The sequence below is a fragment of the Clostridium sp. NSJ-49 genome, from assembly GCF_014287725.1.
Lineage (GTDB): Bacteria > Bacillota > Clostridia > Clostridiales > Clostridiaceae > Clostridium > Clostridium disporicum_B.
Map to the genome: position 1 here is coordinate 1 of NZ_JACOOP010000014.1, position 16,055 is coordinate 16,055.

Here is a 16,055-nt window from a genome sequence, read left to right on the forward strand (position 1 = left end):
TTAAATGATTTGGAAGATCCTTTGTATATTTATCTAAAATAGACATAAATTTTGAAGTATTTTTTTATATTTATTTCTTTGTAAATATATGTTATGTAATTTAATGTAATTAATTCTATAACTTTCATATTTTGCTTGCATATATTATAAAAACAGATGGAGCAAATTATATTATATTTTTACATGAAATTTATGGTTATTACATTATTATCCATAATATTTCTTATTTCGATATTTTTATAAAGTAAAAAATCATAATTTTTAAACACACTATGATTATATTTTTAATACATATAATTATAATAGATGTTTATGATTATTTTTAATAAGTTTAGATTATATTTTTCTTTTAATAAAATCATGTTTAATTAAAATATTATATAAAATCTATAAAAAAAGACTAAGTTAATTGAATTACTTAGTTTTAAATAAACAAGATAGTTCAAATAGCTTAGTCTTATTAATTATAACTTTTTAACAAATTCAGATTTTAAGCTCATAGCTCCAAATCCATCTATTTTACAGTCTATATTGTGGTCTCCATCTACTAAACGTATATTTTTAACCTTTGTACCAGCTTTTAAAGCAGATGAGGCACCTTTTACTTTAAGGTCTTTTATTATTGTAACAGAATCACCATCTTTTAAGATATTTCCATTAGCATCTTTAACAACTAACTCATCCTCATTATTTTCACTTACAGAATGTGTATTCCACTCATGTCCGCATTCTGGACAAATAAATAGATTTCCGTCTTCATAAGTATATTCTGAATTACATTTTGGGCAATTTGGTAGATTATCCATAATTCACTTTCCTCCACTTGTAAATAAATTTATTGTTATTCCTCATTTATAAACTAATAATACTAATTTAATAAAATTAATACGAGGAACTAATTGTAGGTCTTTATGATATCATAGTCTATTAATAATGACAAACCTTAACGTTTAGTCTAGTTTTTGCATTTTTAAAATAATTTATTAACCTTATACGCCCTCAATAAATAATATAGATTATAACCTAATTTAATATTTATGGGCGGTGATTAAAATGATTGAAGTAATTACTCCTTCAAGTAATTATTATGATGATGCTAGACAAGAATGGAATAAATCTATAGATAAATATCCAACTGCAATTGCATATTGTAAGACATTTGATGATGTAAAAAAAGCAGTATTATTTGCAAGAAAAAATAGATTTAAACTTAGAATTCGTTCTGGTGGTAGTAATTATGAAGGTTTCTCTATTGATGATGGATTATTTATTATAGATATTAGTAATTTAAACAGAATTAATATTAACTATGAAAATAATACTGTTACTGCAGAAGGTGGCGCTCTATTAGGCCAATTATATAACTTTCTTGGAGTAAACGGTTATCCATTCCCTGGTGGCTCCTTTCCAACAGTTGGCATAGCAGCATTAACTCTTGGTGGTGGTTGGGGATATTCGAGTAGATATTTAGGACTTTCCTGTGATAGTTTAGTAGAAGCTAAATTAGTTAATTATGAAGGCTCTTTAATAACTGCAAATAAAGATACTAATTCAGACTTATTCTGGGCCTTAAGAGGTTGTGGTGGAGGAAACTTTGGGATAGTTGTTTCATTAACATTCAATCTACCTCCAAAAGTTGATTTAGTTACTACTTTTAATATTTATTACTCAAATATTAATAAAGATAATCAAATAAAATTCTTAGATACATGGCAGCATTGGATAACTAATGCTCCAGATAAAATAAATATAAAATCTAGTATAGCAAACTCAGCTTACGATGGTTATTATATTTACTGTACTGGACTACTCTATGGAACCCCTAATGAATTAATGGATATTTTATCACCTTTTATGAATATAGAAAGTTGCAATTTAACTTATGAAAATGTCTCTTTCCTTCAATCTACTGAAATAATTGGATCTTTCTATAATCAATATGAACGGTTTATTTCATATAGTAGATTCGTATCTAGAGAATACTCTTATGATGAGATTTCAAAATTAGTTGATATAATAAACGAACAACGTCCTGAAGGCTCTCAAACCACTTTGTTAAATCTATATGGCCTTGGAGGTAAAGTAAGTAAAATAGATAAATCTGATACAGCTTTTTACTATAGAAATAGCAATTATATTATTGCTATCGAGTCTGACTTTGAAGATAACGAATATAAAGCTGAAAATACTAAGTGGATAGAAGAAAAATCAAGATTTATTTATAATATAACAGATGGCTCATATATAAACTTTCCATATTATCCACTTGATAATTATCTATATGAATATTACGGAGATAACTCTATCTATCTTCAACGAATAAATAAAAAATATGATCCTTTTAATACCTTTGACTTTCAACAAGGTATAAGATAATTTAATTATCTTCTTTAATAATAGAAATAAGCTTCAGAATACTCTCATTCTAAAGCTTATTTCTTATTATTTTCTTTATATAAAATTTTACTCTTACCGCCATTTAGAATATACGCTTACAGTTTCAATATCTTTTTAGATAATATTATTACGCGAATCAGATAATTTACTGATCAAATCTAAGAATTGTAGCTTTACTTATGATACGGTTCTCCGTATCAGTATAAAGTGAGGTTTCTTTATATTCATCTATTAATTAAACTGGAATTTGTCAATCCGTTCCTTTAGTTTTTTTATCAACATCATTTATTCCAAATAAAGCTAATATCAAAGATACAATAATAATAGAAATATCTGTTGCCGAAACAGACTGCATAAAATAATCGACAACACGCAGACCATAAAATGTAGCAAACGTATCTAAGATAATATAAAACAGTATAGCCATTTGTTTTGGCAATTTCCCAAAAGATAGAACTACTTTAGGCAATACCTCAGCTATCAGACTAAAAGGATAAGAAATAATTGTTGCAATTACAAAAAACAGAATAATACTCCCTATTGACTCATATTCAAACCCAAATATTTTCATTATCGCTCCACCTAATAAGGCAATAATAGATAATACGCCAACAAACAATAATCCACATAAGAGAAAAGTTATTAACTTTTCTTTATGTCTGTTCCAAATCTCTTTCAATTATTTCACTCCCCAAATTCTAATTTACCTAATAAATATAAATATTTCTACATGATAAAATTATACTATTTATCTATACCAACCTCAATATTTTATATTTTCATTGCTATTATTCTCTATATAGCAATATCTAAATTCAATACACTCATTCCAATATTTCTTTACTTATATAGTCAACCAAGCTATCATTTATTTTTAGTTTTATTGAATCTATTTCTCTTGTTTCATTTATAGTTATCTCTGATATTATCATATGAAGCAATTTCTTCTGTTGCTCTCTAGTTGCACTTTCTGTTAGAACTTTACTGAAATTCTCTAAGCTTATACTGTTTATTAATTTTCCTACACTACCTATTTCTTCTGTTGTTATACTCTTGTATTTATCTAATATCTTCTTAATTTCTCTTATTATATATTGCTGAGTTATTGAAGAAACTTCTTCATTAACTGTAATGAATACATTATCTTTATTAAACATTTATACTCCCTCTTTCTATACTTTTATTTAGATGTAAAAAAGTCTTAATCACTATACTTGTAGCAATTAAGACTTTTAGATTTGGTTTATTTCTTGTTTTAACATTTCAATGAATCCTTCTGAAAATACTTTTCTACTTATTGACTCTTTTATTAACTCTATTAGTTCTAGCTCTGTTACATCAAGACTTCTTGGAATGTATGTTTCATCACCTCTTCTAGTTGCCTTGTAGACACAGAATCTTACTTCATCTCTCTTTAGTTCTTTGATGTAGATTTTCTCTATTGAGTATGTGTATTCTCCTGCTCCAACTTTTCCTTGGCTTTTTATCTTGCAGTACTTAGTTTCCTTGATTATCTTTTCTTCACTCTTCTTACTCACATTAATTCTACCTCCTTATCTTATTCCAGTAGGAACTTAGAAAGTTCTTCAGTACATACTACTACAATTGAAAAATCGCTAGAAAGTAAGTATAAGCTTGAAGTATAATTTTCTCCATTCATAACTTCTATTACATCAGTATATTCTGGCATTAAACATTGTAACTTATCTTGTTTCAATATTTCGATATCTACTATATTTTCTGCTATTAATACATATCCACCTAAGTCAGATTCTACATTCCTATCCTCTCCATATGCTTCATTTAATATAACTATTATTTCTCTTACGAATTCAATAACCTCTACTGGTATGCTATTTAATTTAACTAATTGACTTTCATTATAAACTTTTTTCATTATACTTTCTCCCTTCTACATATAAAAAACTCTTACTTGCATATCTAAATACAAGTAAGAGCTTTACTAAAGTAAACTTTTATAAAATTCTATTGTTGGCTTATCATTATTTATTAACAGATTTAATTTTTCATATGTTGAATCATAGAAGTTATTATCTTTAGCATATTTAATTACTTCCTCATAAGATAATTCAAAAATATTATCTGTTATGTTATAGTAGAAATCATCATTCATCACACCAAAGAAATATTTTACTGAATCATCATATGTCATTCTTGGTACTTCTTCTAAATCACAATTTTCATCTGTATAACAACCATTTCTATCATTCCATTACGGAAACTCTGTCATTTTTCTACGTATAATCTCATTATTCATAGATACAACCTCCTTATATACTACATAATCATAATATATATTTATATATTACTTAAAATACGTAATGCATCTAATGCCATTACTTTAACATGAGGTTTTATAGTATCATTACTTTCAATTTCTTCTTTAGTAAACCAATATAATTCTTTGCTTTCTCCCTTTTGTGGTCTAACTTCATTAGAAAATGCTCTTTCAAAATATATAAAATCTATATTCTCAACTTCATGACCTACATTTTCAAGAAGAGTATGCATTGGACTATGTAATTGAATCTCCGTATCGGTGTTAAGTTAGGTTGTAAACTTGCTCATTACTTTTCTCCTTTTCTAATATACTTTTAAAATTATAATTTAATTATGATCTACATCCCCATATTATTCTATATAGTAATGTTCAAATTCAACATAGTTGCTCCAAAACTTCTTAACCTAAAAGAAGAAGGAGCACCCTTAAATGATACTCCTTCTCAAAACTTACTTTATATCCAATTGCTTGTTATCCCTTACCATCTTGCCCATTACCCTAACATCATAATAACTTTCTCAAGTGAATATCAAGAGTTTTCTAAATTAATCCTTAACAGCTAGTTAATCTTTTAAATATTCTATTAATTCTTCTAATTCATTATCATCTTTATTTAATTTATCAAAGTCTTCTAAATCACTTTTTATATCTTTTTTTACTTCCTTTTTAACATTTAATCCACTGATAATATATCCCATAGAAAATGTTGCTATTGAATAAAATGCATATGGTAATGATGAATTAATGTAATATGTTATTACCATTAATATACTTTTACTTACCACAATCTTACCTGATGCTACAAGTGATAATATATATACATGTGAATTATATATAGTTAATAATGTATATACTAATATAATTATTGAAATAACATATAATACTTTACTTATTAAATTTATATCTTTAAAATGTTTTACTTCCATACTTAAGCCACCTCTTATAAAAGCTTATTAATTTTTTTAATTAATCTGTATTAGTTTTTTATTTTTTAACACAAGTACAACATCCGCTTTTTTAGCTAATTCCTTACTATGAGTAACCACTATTACGCATTTTTCATGTTTATGTGCACTTACTTTTAATATTTCTATAATTTCATCAGCTGTATCACTATCTAAATTTCCTGTTGGCTCATCTGCTAATATTACTGGTGAATCTGTAACAAGTGTTCTTGCAATGGCAACACGCTGTTGCTGCCCCCCTGATAATTGTAATACGTTTCTATTAACTTCATCATCAGTTAATCCTAAATTGTTTAAAATTTTCTTATCTGCCTTAGGATTAACTATCTTTAAATTTTCTAAGGGTGTCATATAATCAATTAAATTATAATTTTGAAAAATTAATGAAATATTGCTTTTTCTATGATTCTCATACCCTTTTACTTTTATATTTTGATTATTATATAATATTTCACCATTTCTAGGTTCATCTAATCCAGCCAGTAATGATAATAATGTTGTTTTTCCTGAACCAGAAACCCCTAAAATAGCATAAAATTTTCCTTTTTCAAATTCCATGCTTATATCATTTAAAACTCTTTTTCCATTTTTATATGAATAATTAACTTTATTTAATGCTAAAATTGACATTTATCTTCCTCCTAGCTCATTTTGGATAATATTTCTTTTGGTTTTAATCTAATTATTGATGCTGATGATGCCATTACTGAAAGTATGATAATAACTGTTCCTATAACATATACATAAATTAATTCTTCAACCTCTACTTTTACATCTATTTCATCTACTGTACGAGTTGCTAAAGAACTATTAACATCATTTCCTAATGAAAATCCTCCAAATCCACTTTGAACGTCTTGAACCGCTTGCTTACCTGCTTGTGCAACTATTGTATTTCCTATATTTTGTGAAATTACCTTACTTGAGAAATATGATCCTCCAAAAGCTAATATACTTATAAGTAATAATTCAATTATATATTGAGAAATAATATTAAACTTTGAAACTCCTATTGAAAGTAATATACCGGTTTCATGAACTCTTCCTTGAATCCAAAATGCTAACACTAATGAAAGTATTATTACTCCAGCTATTATTGCTCCAATTAAAACCATATTTATAATCTTATCTAAAGAATCAAAAGACTTAGATAAAGCTAAAAATGTATCTTCACTTTTTACTATTGTATACTTATTCCAATCAGTAGGAATATCTTTAAATTTTGATGTTACTTTATCTACATCAGTATCTGTATTGAAAGTAGCATTTGTATATTTTACATTTCCATCTGAATATCCATATAAAGTTTTAATAGTATCTACATCAGTAATTAAAAGATTTTCTGGCATTTCTAATTTATGTCCAGCTCTTTCAGTATTTTCACTTTCAAAAATACCTACAATTTCAAGGTCATAATCACTTTTAGATAAAGTTGATGCATTAAAATCTCCAGCACTCTTTGTTGCTTTTATAGTATCTCCAACTTTTAAATTATTTGCTTCTGCTAAATCCTTATGAATTAATACCTTGTTTTTATCAGTAGCAACAATATGTCTACCATCAATCAGCTTTAATGATTTACTTATAAACTTAATATCATATTCTGAACTTTTATGTGCTTCTACAGAAAAAAGTTTTTCATATTTATAATCATCATTATATTGAACTACATTTTTTTCAGGTTTTATATAATTTACATTTTCTAAATCTAAACCAGCTCCTTGAATTGCTGCATCATAATTCTTAACACCTTCTACCTTTGAAACCTTATCAATTAAATTTTCTGGAATTGTTCCTTCAAAATTACCCGCAAAATTAGCTTGTAATTCAAAAGTATTTGCCATATCCTTATTTGAATCTTGTCTTGCTATATTTGCTGCCTTTTTAATTGAAATTCCACTTAAAACTGCCGTTGCTATTCCAAATAATATAAATAACATAATAATACTTTTTATTTTTTTTCTTGTTATATATAATATTGATCTCTTAAATACATTCATATTTATGTCCTCCTTGTTTATTAACTTGAGTACATTCTATCAACCTAATATGAAATATTTATGAAATTTAAAAATTAAGTTTATAAAATTCATTAAGAATCGTATTAATTAAATTATTTTTTATAAAAAAATAAGGATATTATTAATCTAATACCCGTTATTTTTCAACTATTTTATTTTTTATTAAACATGAACAAATTTCAAATATTTAATTAAAATCAACTTCAAAACTCATTCCAGTTAATATTGATTTAAAAGAATAATCTAAATTATACATTTTTAAAATTTGTTGAACTATGTATAATCCTAACCCATTCCCCCCACTACTCTTATTTCTATCAAAATCAACTCTATAAAATGCCTCAAAAATATGTGCTAAATGTTCTTCTGAAATTGGCTTACAATCATTTTCTATAATAAGTTTTTTATCTTTTATATATATTCTTATTTCCTTTCCTTCATCAGTATAATTTACTGCATTAGAAATAATATTAGAAATTGCTTTAGTAAATAATTTTTCATCTACTTTAATATTAAAAGACTCTTTTAAATTCATTTTAATATTAATTTTCTTTGACTTAGCTATTAATTTATATGGTTCTATGTTCTTTTGAACTAAACTACCTAAATCTAATACACTTTCATTTTTATTATTTATTATATTAAGTTTTGAAGTATCTAAAATTTCCTGAACCATTTTACTTAATTCACTAACTATATCCTTACATTTTTCTAAATATATATAATGATTTTTATATTTTCCTATATCATATAGCATATTTTCAATCATTATATACATACTCATTAGTGGTGTCTTAAGCTCATGTGATGCGCTTCTTAAAAAATCCACCTTAATTTTTTCAGATTCACTTACATTTTTTATTTCCTCTTCCAATGATACAATTGTATTTAATAAATTTTCATATAAACTATTTACATTAGCTGCTAATATTCCTATTTCATCTTCAGTTTTTACCTCACAAAAGGCTTCTTTATTTAAATTCTCCATTTTTTTTGTAACATCACAAATTTCTTTTATTGGAGTTGTAATTTTTCTTGCATATATATATGATGCAATAAGTGCTATAAGCAAGCTTATAAAAATAGAATATGGAAGTATTTTTAATATAATATCTCTTGTTTCTGTGAATGATTCTAAATCCATTACTATTTTAGCACTTCCATTTACATCATTACTTTTTTTAAAGTCCCTACTTTTTATTATTGATAAATTATTTATATTAATATATTGACCGAATATTTCTCCATTTTCATCATCAAAACTTTCTATAATATTTTCACCACTTAAATTAGGAATTATTAAAGAGTTTTCTGTAACTTCCTCTTCATTAACATATATATCTACTTTGTGCAAACCTTGAAATACCCTTTTTTCATCTCCTATAGTAAGTAAAACTTGAATATTATATTTTTCAGCAAAATTCTTTGCTATCTTAAATGATTCCTTATTATCAGATTTATTTACTTGTTCAATTAAATCTTCAATAATTTTATCAGCTTCCTTTTGTTTATTATTCACATATACCTTGGGTAATGCTAAATAAATTAAAACATTTGAAATTAAAATTATTACACTTATTATCCCCATGGTAAATATATATGTTTTTGAAAATAGCTTTAACTTATTCATCATTGCTCCTCAAATTTATATCCAATTCCCTTAACTGTTACTATACAATCTAATAACAACTTTTTTCTTATATTTTTAATATATACATCAATAACCCTATCATTTGGTGCTTCTTCAATCCTCCATAAATTATCTAAGATTTGTGCTCTTGTTAAAACCTTTCCCTCATACTTTAATAATAACTCTATTAATTTTATTTCCTTAGGTTTTAAATCAATATTTTCGCCATTCTTTCTTGCTGAATATCCTTCAAAATCAATTTCTATATCTCCATAACACCACTTTTTATTTTCACTAACTTTTACTCCTCTTCTAAGAAGTGCTTCTATTCTTTTATGTAAAACTATTATTGAAAATGGCTTTGTAATATAATCATCTGCCTCTTCATCAAAACTCATAATTTGGGTATAATCATCACTCATTGCTGTTAACATAATTACTGGAACATTGCTTTCTTGTCTAATTTTATTTAAAACAACAAATCCGTTAGCCTTTGGAAGCATTATATCTAAAATTACTAAATCAATTTTATTATTCTTAAATAATTCTATTGCTTGCATTCCATCTTCTGCACTTATAACGCTATATCCAACCTCTGCTAGATATTCACTTACGCCTTCCCTTATTTCTTTTTCATCTTCAACAATTAATATATTAATTTTCATTTATATTTTCCTCCATTTTATATAATATATATCAAAATGAATTTATTTTATAAATACATAATAACATAAAGTTTCAATTATATTATAAATATAAAAGTGCTAATTTCATAAATTAACACTCTTAACATTAAATTAATAATATTATTTATATACCAATTCCACATATAATTTATCACTAAAGTTCTATATATAAAGGCTTACTTAAATGATAATATTCTCAACCCTCTCCTTCTCAAATTCCCTTATTTATTAACCTAATTTCAGTAAAAACCTCACTTACTTATGGTACGGTTCTCCGTATCAGTATTAAGTGAGGTTTTTACTTATAATTACATCTCTTCTATATCTACTATATAACTTATACCTATACTAACTTGCTTTTCATTATCTAATGATAGATATAGCATATCATCCTCTTCCTCGTACTTAGCTAACTCTAAAAACAATACTCTACCTTCTACTATATTACCCTCATCATCTGTAACTCTTATCTTAGAACCTAAATCAATGTACATATCCATACCACTCATATTATTCTCTTTTGTAACCTTTATACATGGCATAATATTTGTAACTACCATTTTATTCACACTCCTTAACTGTACATATTTTATTTAAATCTATTTATATTCTCTATTACTCTACCATGATAAGCTGAGTCTTCTTCCTCTGCATCAAATACAACTGTTCTATCTATTCCAAATTCATCTAACCAGCTATAATCATACGAATCAGTCCACGAAACTATAAATACTTTATGAACTGTATTTCTTATTAGGTCATCCAATATTTCTTTACGTTGTTCATCTTTCTTTCTACATATTGAATCTACTGGATACAATATAGATACATTATATCTTTCATTTCTCCATGACTTTTTATTTATTGTGTCTATATACATTCTCAAGTTTCCTACTTTAATTCTTGTGTTCAATTTTGCTGATTTAAGACTATGTTGAAAAATACTATCAATATTATCTTTTCCATTAATCCTAAATAAAACTTTAACACCATCTTGTACATTTTGATTTAATGTTCTCAACACTTCCATATGCTTTTCAAATTGATGTGTTCCAGTTATAAGCATTATTTTTTCATCATCTGATTGTATAAATTCTATAATCTCTTTTTTTAAATTTTCTCTATTATTCATAATATCTCCCTTCTAGTCCCTGACTATCTTATCTGGCAAAAAATATTCAGTAGCTCCCTCTTCATCCTCTGTCCATTTACTACTAATATTATTTTTCTTACACATTAAATACGCATCTGTTCCCAGTATCTCCTTAGTCTTTTCTAAGTTTTTCTCTCTTACTTTTTTCCCAACCTTATCATTATCAAACCAACCACAAAAATATATTTTTTCTGCATCTTCCACATTTCTTTTATATATTGCATAATCGCTAGGTTTCCATTTGTTATTAGTATCTATCTTCTTGGGTATATTCTTATTTAATTCATTGAAGAAATATATTGTCTTAAATGGACTATCTGGATTATATTTTAATCCTAATATTTCTAATAATCTTAAATATTTATCTCCAATATTTATATCAATTATATAGCCTTTCTTTACATTTAGTTCAAAATAAAAATTATTAGCTCTACCCCCTATACATAATTTATATGGAACTTCATCAGTAAAGAAAAATATATCAAAAACTACATTATTATAAGTAAATATAAATTTACTTTTTTTAACTCCATTAATTTTCATAGAGTTATGAAACTCCTTAATCCCATTTAATTTCATTAAAATTCTCCCCTTAATATAACTTTTTAATTTTCTTATAACACTATAAATCTAACATATATTCTAAGTTAAATATTCCCAGTATAATATCTCTTAGTATAAAATGATAAAGCGAACTTCTACTAATACTTATTTCTTTATATTATCTACAGTAATTTCCTCTGTTACACTAACTTCTTTAAATGCTTGTTTATATTCGTCTAATTGCCAAATTTCCTTTGGTTCTGGTATCTCTTCTTTAACATATTTAGATAGTAATCTATAATAATCATCAATACTCTTAATGCTTCTACTATGCTTTCTAGAAATAATACTTTCAAGTATATTTACTAACTCCTCATACCTATCTGAATTAATAAACTCAACTTTTCTTAATTCACATATAGCATTATATGGTTTATCACCTCTTTGAAGATATTTAAAATATTGAAATTCAAAATCAGGCATATTAGCAATTATCATATTATCCATTCCATTTTTAATTCTCGATTCATTAAAAATCTTTTCATTTATTGTCCACATAGCATTTTTCACTTTTTTCTCTTTTCTCATAGAATATGGAGCATCAATATCATGAATTGCAGTGTAACTTAAGCCAAAGTGATTTAATATCTTCATGAACATTGGAATATTAGCCTTACCACGACAATTTACTATTTGTATTCCTGTATACTTAGAGTTTATACTCTTTATATAATTTAATACTGTCTGCTCTGTGTCACCTTCAACTAATATAATATTATTTGCGAAGAAAAATTCATTAATACTAGGATTACACATTCTAATCATTTGCAACCTTTGTCTTTCATCTTCATCAAAATTTGCTTTTTCAGTAGAAAAAATTCTTGTTTTAGAATCAATATCCTTGTCTACTCTTATAATTGTAGTATGTGGTTTTGAAACATCTATAAATATTGGTGAATGTGTTGTAATCATCACTTGCCAATTTTGCATTTCTGCTATTTTATATAGAGCCTCTCTAGCTGCTCTAATTGCTGGTGGATGTAAAAATGATTCTGGTTCCTCAATTAACAACATCCTAGGTTTATCATTATTTATTTTAGTTTTACCTTTTTTATAATTTCCCGCCTCTGATAAAGCCTCTATTGCAGACCATAAAAATGTCCTTTGTAATCCAGCACCTTGACTAGATAGTGGATAGTCATTTCCCTCTAAATCCTTTATCCTTATATGGCTTCCTGATGCAATTATTTTTTCAGGCTCAAACTTACCTGCTTGAGGCTTTATTAATATTTTACAATCTGGAAATATATTTTTCATATTTTCTTCAAGTTTATCTGTTGTTATATCTAATGTATCTTCAATTTCTTTTTTTACTTCTTCAGCAATTTTATTAAGATTATCTATCAAATCTTTAATTCTTCCATCATCACATCTTGATTTCTCTTTTATTGCTTCGGATAATATTTCTATTATTTGTTTTTGTAGCTCTTCTGGACTATCTAATGGATTTATCTTTATCGGTACAGGTATACAACTAGCTATCTTCGTATCCCATCCTCCCATACCTCCTTTTTTCCATTGTTCCTCTTCATTATTCCAAGAATACTTAACGCCCTTAGTATTCTCTTTTTCCCATACATATTTATATTTTATACATTCATTATAATCAGGATGATTAAATATCCATTTTTCTCCTATTTGTATTTTATCCTCATCTGTTATATCTGAAAAAATTCCTGATATCTCTATTGGAGAATCCGTGCTATTTTTATGGAATTTATTTTTATCTAAAGCTACTCCTGATCCAGCAAAAGATTCATAAGCATTTAATACTGTGGTCTTTCCAACATTATTAGGTCCAATTAGTACAATTATATCATCTATTACCACTCTTAATTCATTTTCTCCAATACAACCATAATTTTTAATTATTAATTCTCTTAACTTCAATTGAATCTCTCCCCTTTAATATTTAACATCAAAATTATACCATATTTTTATATATTATCTATATTTACACATTAACTTACATTTTTTTAAATCTATACTATAATATCTAAATTCAATACACTCATCCCAACATTTCTTAACATAAAAGAAGAAGGAGCATCCTTTATAGATACTCCTTCTTCTTTACTTATATAATCTACTAACTTATCATTTATAGTTAAGTTTATTGAATCAACCTCTCTTAATTCATTTATTGTTATCTTAGAAATTATCATATGTAATAACTTCTTCTTCTGCTCTCTTGACTCTTTATTATTTAACAACTTACTGAAATTGTCTAGTATACTTTTAATAAACTCATAAGATATTTCTTCACTTACATCATCAGCTAATGTAACTAATAGAGGTTCTTTTGACTCTTGTAATATTTTAGCTCTTTGATTTAGCTCATCTTTTCTAGTTAGAAATTCTTCTCTTGTTATTATGTCATCTTCGTATGCTTCAAAAATCTTTCTCTTTTTCTTATCTATGTTTTCTAGTTCCTTATCTATTCTTTCTAACTCACTCTTACTTGGATCTACTCTCTTTATTCTTTCCTTATTTATGTTTCTTACTATTGATTTAATCATTTCATCATTAGATAAAACACTTGAAAGTTTATTAAACACATACTCATTAGCTTTCTCTACTCTTATGGTATTTGAATTGCATATACTTGTACCTTGATTTTTCCATGCTCCACAACAATAATAAGCTATTCTTTTCTTAGTTCCATCAGCTAGTACATTAGTAGTTCTTGAAATAACCATACCAGATCCACACTTAGGACATTTTAATATTCCCGTTAATGGGTAAAATCCATCATAGACTCTTGAAGGTTTACCAGATTTAGATTGTAACATCACTTGAACTTTATCCCATGTATCATTATCAATTATAGCTTTATGAATTCCATCTGCCACTATTGGCTCTGGATTGATGTTTCTTCTACGTTTTTCACTCCAATTCTGTCTAACATTGTACCTAACCTTTCCTATGTATACTGGATTCATTAAGATATCTCTAATTGAACCTTGTGAAAAATTGTTACCTTTCTTAGTCTTACATCCTAGTTTATTTAATTTATTAGTAATTGCCTTATACCCTTTACCACTAGCATACTCATTAAATATTATACTTACTATTTCTGCTTCTTCCTTATTTATTTCTAGTCTTGATTTTCTCCTTTTATTGTTTTCTGTACCTTCCATTGGTACTAAATCATAGCCTAGCACACGGTTACCACACCATTCGCCTGCTCTAGCCTTAGCACACATGGAAACCTTTACGTTTTGAGAGATTGTCCCACGCTCAAACTCCCCAATCATTGCCATCATCTGCATTTGCATTCTTCCTACATGTGTAGTAGTTTCAAATGGCTCTGAATAGGACTTAAATGTAACATTATTTTTCTCTAGTAAATCCATTATTTTAAGAACATCTGCAAGCTTACGACTGATACGGTTTAATTTCCAAGAAATTACCATATCTACTTTTTTATCTTCCACATCTTTCAATAATGCTTTTAATGCTGGTCTGTTCTTAATATTTTTTCCACTTATACCTCTGTCAGAGTAACAATTAAAGACTTCTAATCCATTCTTGTTACACCAATCAATGAGCAATCTTTCTTGCTCATCTATGCTGTAACCAGTTTCTGCCTGTTCTGTCGTACTTACACGACAATATATTGCTATTCTAGGGACTCTATTAATTCTCTTTATTAATTCTTGTATTGAGATATCAATTGATACATAATTATTAATCATCTTACAGCTCTCCCTCACTATTAAATTATCAAATTTATAATATATATCTATCTATTAATTTAGATATTTTCTAGAACTAAATATTACTATCTATTATTATGTATTTCTCCAATTAATATTAAGAGTAAACTTTAAAGTTAGTCTCTTAATATTAATTGAATGTATTACTTTTATTTTAATCTTCCATAAAAGACATATAGAAATCAAACTCTATCTTAAAACTTTCACTAATAAATCTATCTAGCTTTTCACATAAGAAACTTACATAGTGTTCTATATATTCATATATAGATACTAAAGAACTAAAGAATATTGTTTCTCCAGTAAATATATTAAATTTTACTTCGTTGCTATTTATAGTAAAATTACTTACTCCAAAATGTAAGTCATTTTCTAGCTTATCAATATCTATATCATTAGATATCTCATTAACTGGAATAGTTAAAGTTATAGTATCACATCCCAATTGATTTCCCTTTTCCCACAATCCTCTATTTTCTACATCTAAATTCATATTAATTGATACATTTTCTTTCATTATTTTATTTATATTTATCATTTTTATCTCTCCTCCAGTTATAACTCTCTAAATATAGGTAC

The 16,055-nt window shown here is 26.2% G+C and carries 18 protein-coding genes and 1 pseudogene; 1 reads left to right on the forward strand and 18 read right to left on the reverse strand.

Annotated elements, in window-relative coordinates; genetic code table 11:
• Positions 1 to 464: 464 nt before the first annotated feature.
• Positions 465 to 806, reverse strand: coding sequence for a zinc ribbon domain-containing protein YjdM (locus H8S10_RS06695; RefSeq protein ID WP_055266729.1), 342 nt, complete (start codon positions 804 to 806; stop codon positions 465 to 467).
• Positions 807 to 1,053: 247 nt separating this feature from the next.
• Here H8S10_RS06695 and H8S10_RS06700 point away from each other — a divergent pair, with 247 nt between their 5' ends.
• Complete coding sequence (locus H8S10_RS06700) at positions 1,054 to 2,376, forward strand: FAD-dependent oxidoreductase (RefSeq protein ID WP_186838368.1); 1,323 nt, start codon at positions 1,054 to 1,056, stop codon at positions 2,374 to 2,376.
• Positions 2,377 to 2,647: 271 nt separating this feature from the next.
• Here the strand turns inward: H8S10_RS06700 and H8S10_RS06705 are convergent, their stop codons facing one another.
• The 17 genes and pseudogenes from H8S10_RS06705 to H8S10_RS06785 all read right to left on the reverse strand — a co-directional run bounded on the left by H8S10_RS06705 (position 2,648) and on the right by H8S10_RS06785 (position 16,014).
• Entirely contained in the window at positions 2,648 to 3,076 is a 429-nt protein-coding gene (locus H8S10_RS06705; protein ID WP_049178069.1) for a regulatory YrvL family protein, read from the reverse strand.
• A gap of 145 nt (positions 3,077 to 3,221) precedes the next feature.
• Positions 3,222 to 3,554 (reverse strand): hypothetical protein, encoded by a 333-nt coding sequence (locus H8S10_RS06710; protein ID WP_186838409.1) that lies wholly within the window; start codon positions 3,552 to 3,554, stop codon positions 3,222 to 3,224.
• Between the two features lie 75 nt (positions 3,555 to 3,629).
• Positions 3,630 to 3,935, reverse strand: coding sequence for a hypothetical protein (locus H8S10_RS06715; protein WP_186838369.1), 306 nt, complete (start codon positions 3,933 to 3,935; stop codon positions 3,630 to 3,632).
• Between the two features lie 20 nt (positions 3,936 to 3,955).
• Positions 3,956 to 4,294, reverse strand: a complete 339-nt coding sequence (locus H8S10_RS06720) for a hypothetical protein (protein WP_186838370.1) — start codon at positions 4,292 to 4,294, stop codon at positions 3,956 to 3,958.
• Between the two features lie 66 nt (positions 4,295 to 4,360).
• A pseudogene (locus tag H8S10_RS06725) lies at positions 4,361 to 4,675 on the reverse strand (hypothetical protein).
• A 41-nt stretch (positions 4,676 to 4,716) separates the two neighbouring features.
• Complete coding sequence (locus H8S10_RS06730) at positions 4,717 to 4,929, reverse strand: hypothetical protein (RefSeq protein WP_042397347.1); 213 nt, start codon at positions 4,927 to 4,929, stop codon at positions 4,717 to 4,719.
• 333 nt (positions 4,930 to 5,262) lie between these two features.
• The gene (locus H8S10_RS06735; RefSeq protein ID WP_186838371.1) at positions 5,263 to 5,625 is read right to left on the reverse strand and encodes a hypothetical protein; all 363 of its coding nucleotides are present in this window, start codon (positions 5,623 to 5,625) and stop codon (positions 5,263 to 5,265) included.
• Positions 5,626 to 5,661: 36 nt separating this feature from the next.
• Positions 5,662 to 6,294, reverse strand: a complete 633-nt coding sequence (locus H8S10_RS06740; RefSeq protein WP_147540345.1) for an ABC transporter ATP-binding protein — start codon at positions 6,292 to 6,294, stop codon at positions 5,662 to 5,664.
• Positions 6,295 to 6,305: 11 nt separating this feature from the next.
• On the reverse strand, positions 6,306 to 7,664 hold the full coding sequence (locus H8S10_RS06745) for an FtsX-like permease family protein (protein WP_005211998.1): 1,359 nt from the start codon (positions 7,662 to 7,664) through the stop codon (positions 6,306 to 6,308).
• A 208-nt stretch (positions 7,665 to 7,872) separates the two neighbouring features.
• Positions 7,873 to 9,315, reverse strand: a complete 1,443-nt coding sequence (locus H8S10_RS06750; protein ID WP_186838372.1) for a HAMP domain-containing sensor histidine kinase — start codon at positions 9,313 to 9,315, stop codon at positions 7,873 to 7,875.
• Complete coding sequence (locus tag H8S10_RS06755; RefSeq protein WP_005211993.1) at positions 9,315 to 9,980, reverse strand: response regulator transcription factor; 666 nt, start codon at positions 9,978 to 9,980, stop codon at positions 9,315 to 9,317. The genes H8S10_RS06750 and H8S10_RS06755 overlap by 1 nt, the downstream gene beginning before the upstream one ends.
• Before the next feature lie 329 nt (positions 9,981 to 10,309).
• Positions 10,310 to 10,561 carry a hypothetical protein gene (locus tag H8S10_RS06760; protein ID WP_055291514.1) on the reverse strand — a complete coding sequence of 84 codons (252 nt, stop codon included), beginning with the start codon at positions 10,559 to 10,561 and terminating at the stop codon, positions 10,310 to 10,312.
• A gap of 29 nt (positions 10,562 to 10,590) precedes the next feature.
• A complete protein-coding gene (locus tag H8S10_RS06765; RefSeq protein WP_055291513.1) occupies positions 10,591 to 11,133 on the reverse strand; it encodes a hypothetical protein in 543 nt (180 codons plus the stop codon).
• 12 nt (positions 11,134 to 11,145) lie between these two features.
• Complete coding sequence (locus H8S10_RS06770) at positions 11,146 to 11,733, reverse strand: DUF6037 family protein (RefSeq protein WP_186838373.1); 588 nt, start codon at positions 11,731 to 11,733, stop codon at positions 11,146 to 11,148.
• A 129-nt stretch (positions 11,734 to 11,862) separates the two neighbouring features.
• Positions 11,863 to 13,647 (reverse strand): AAA family ATPase, encoded by a 1,785-nt coding sequence (locus H8S10_RS06775; protein ID WP_242858788.1) that lies wholly within the window; start codon positions 13,645 to 13,647, stop codon positions 11,863 to 11,865.
• A 92-nt stretch (positions 13,648 to 13,739) separates the two neighbouring features.
• Positions 13,740 to 15,455, reverse strand: coding sequence for a recombinase family protein (locus H8S10_RS06780; protein ID WP_186838374.1), 1,716 nt, complete (start codon positions 15,453 to 15,455; stop codon positions 13,740 to 13,742).
• Positions 15,456 to 15,630: 175 nt separating this feature from the next.
• Positions 15,631 to 16,014, reverse strand: coding sequence for a hypothetical protein (locus H8S10_RS06785; protein WP_099328556.1), 384 nt, complete (start codon positions 16,012 to 16,014; stop codon positions 15,631 to 15,633).
• Positions 16,015 to 16,055: the final 41 nt, after the last annotated feature.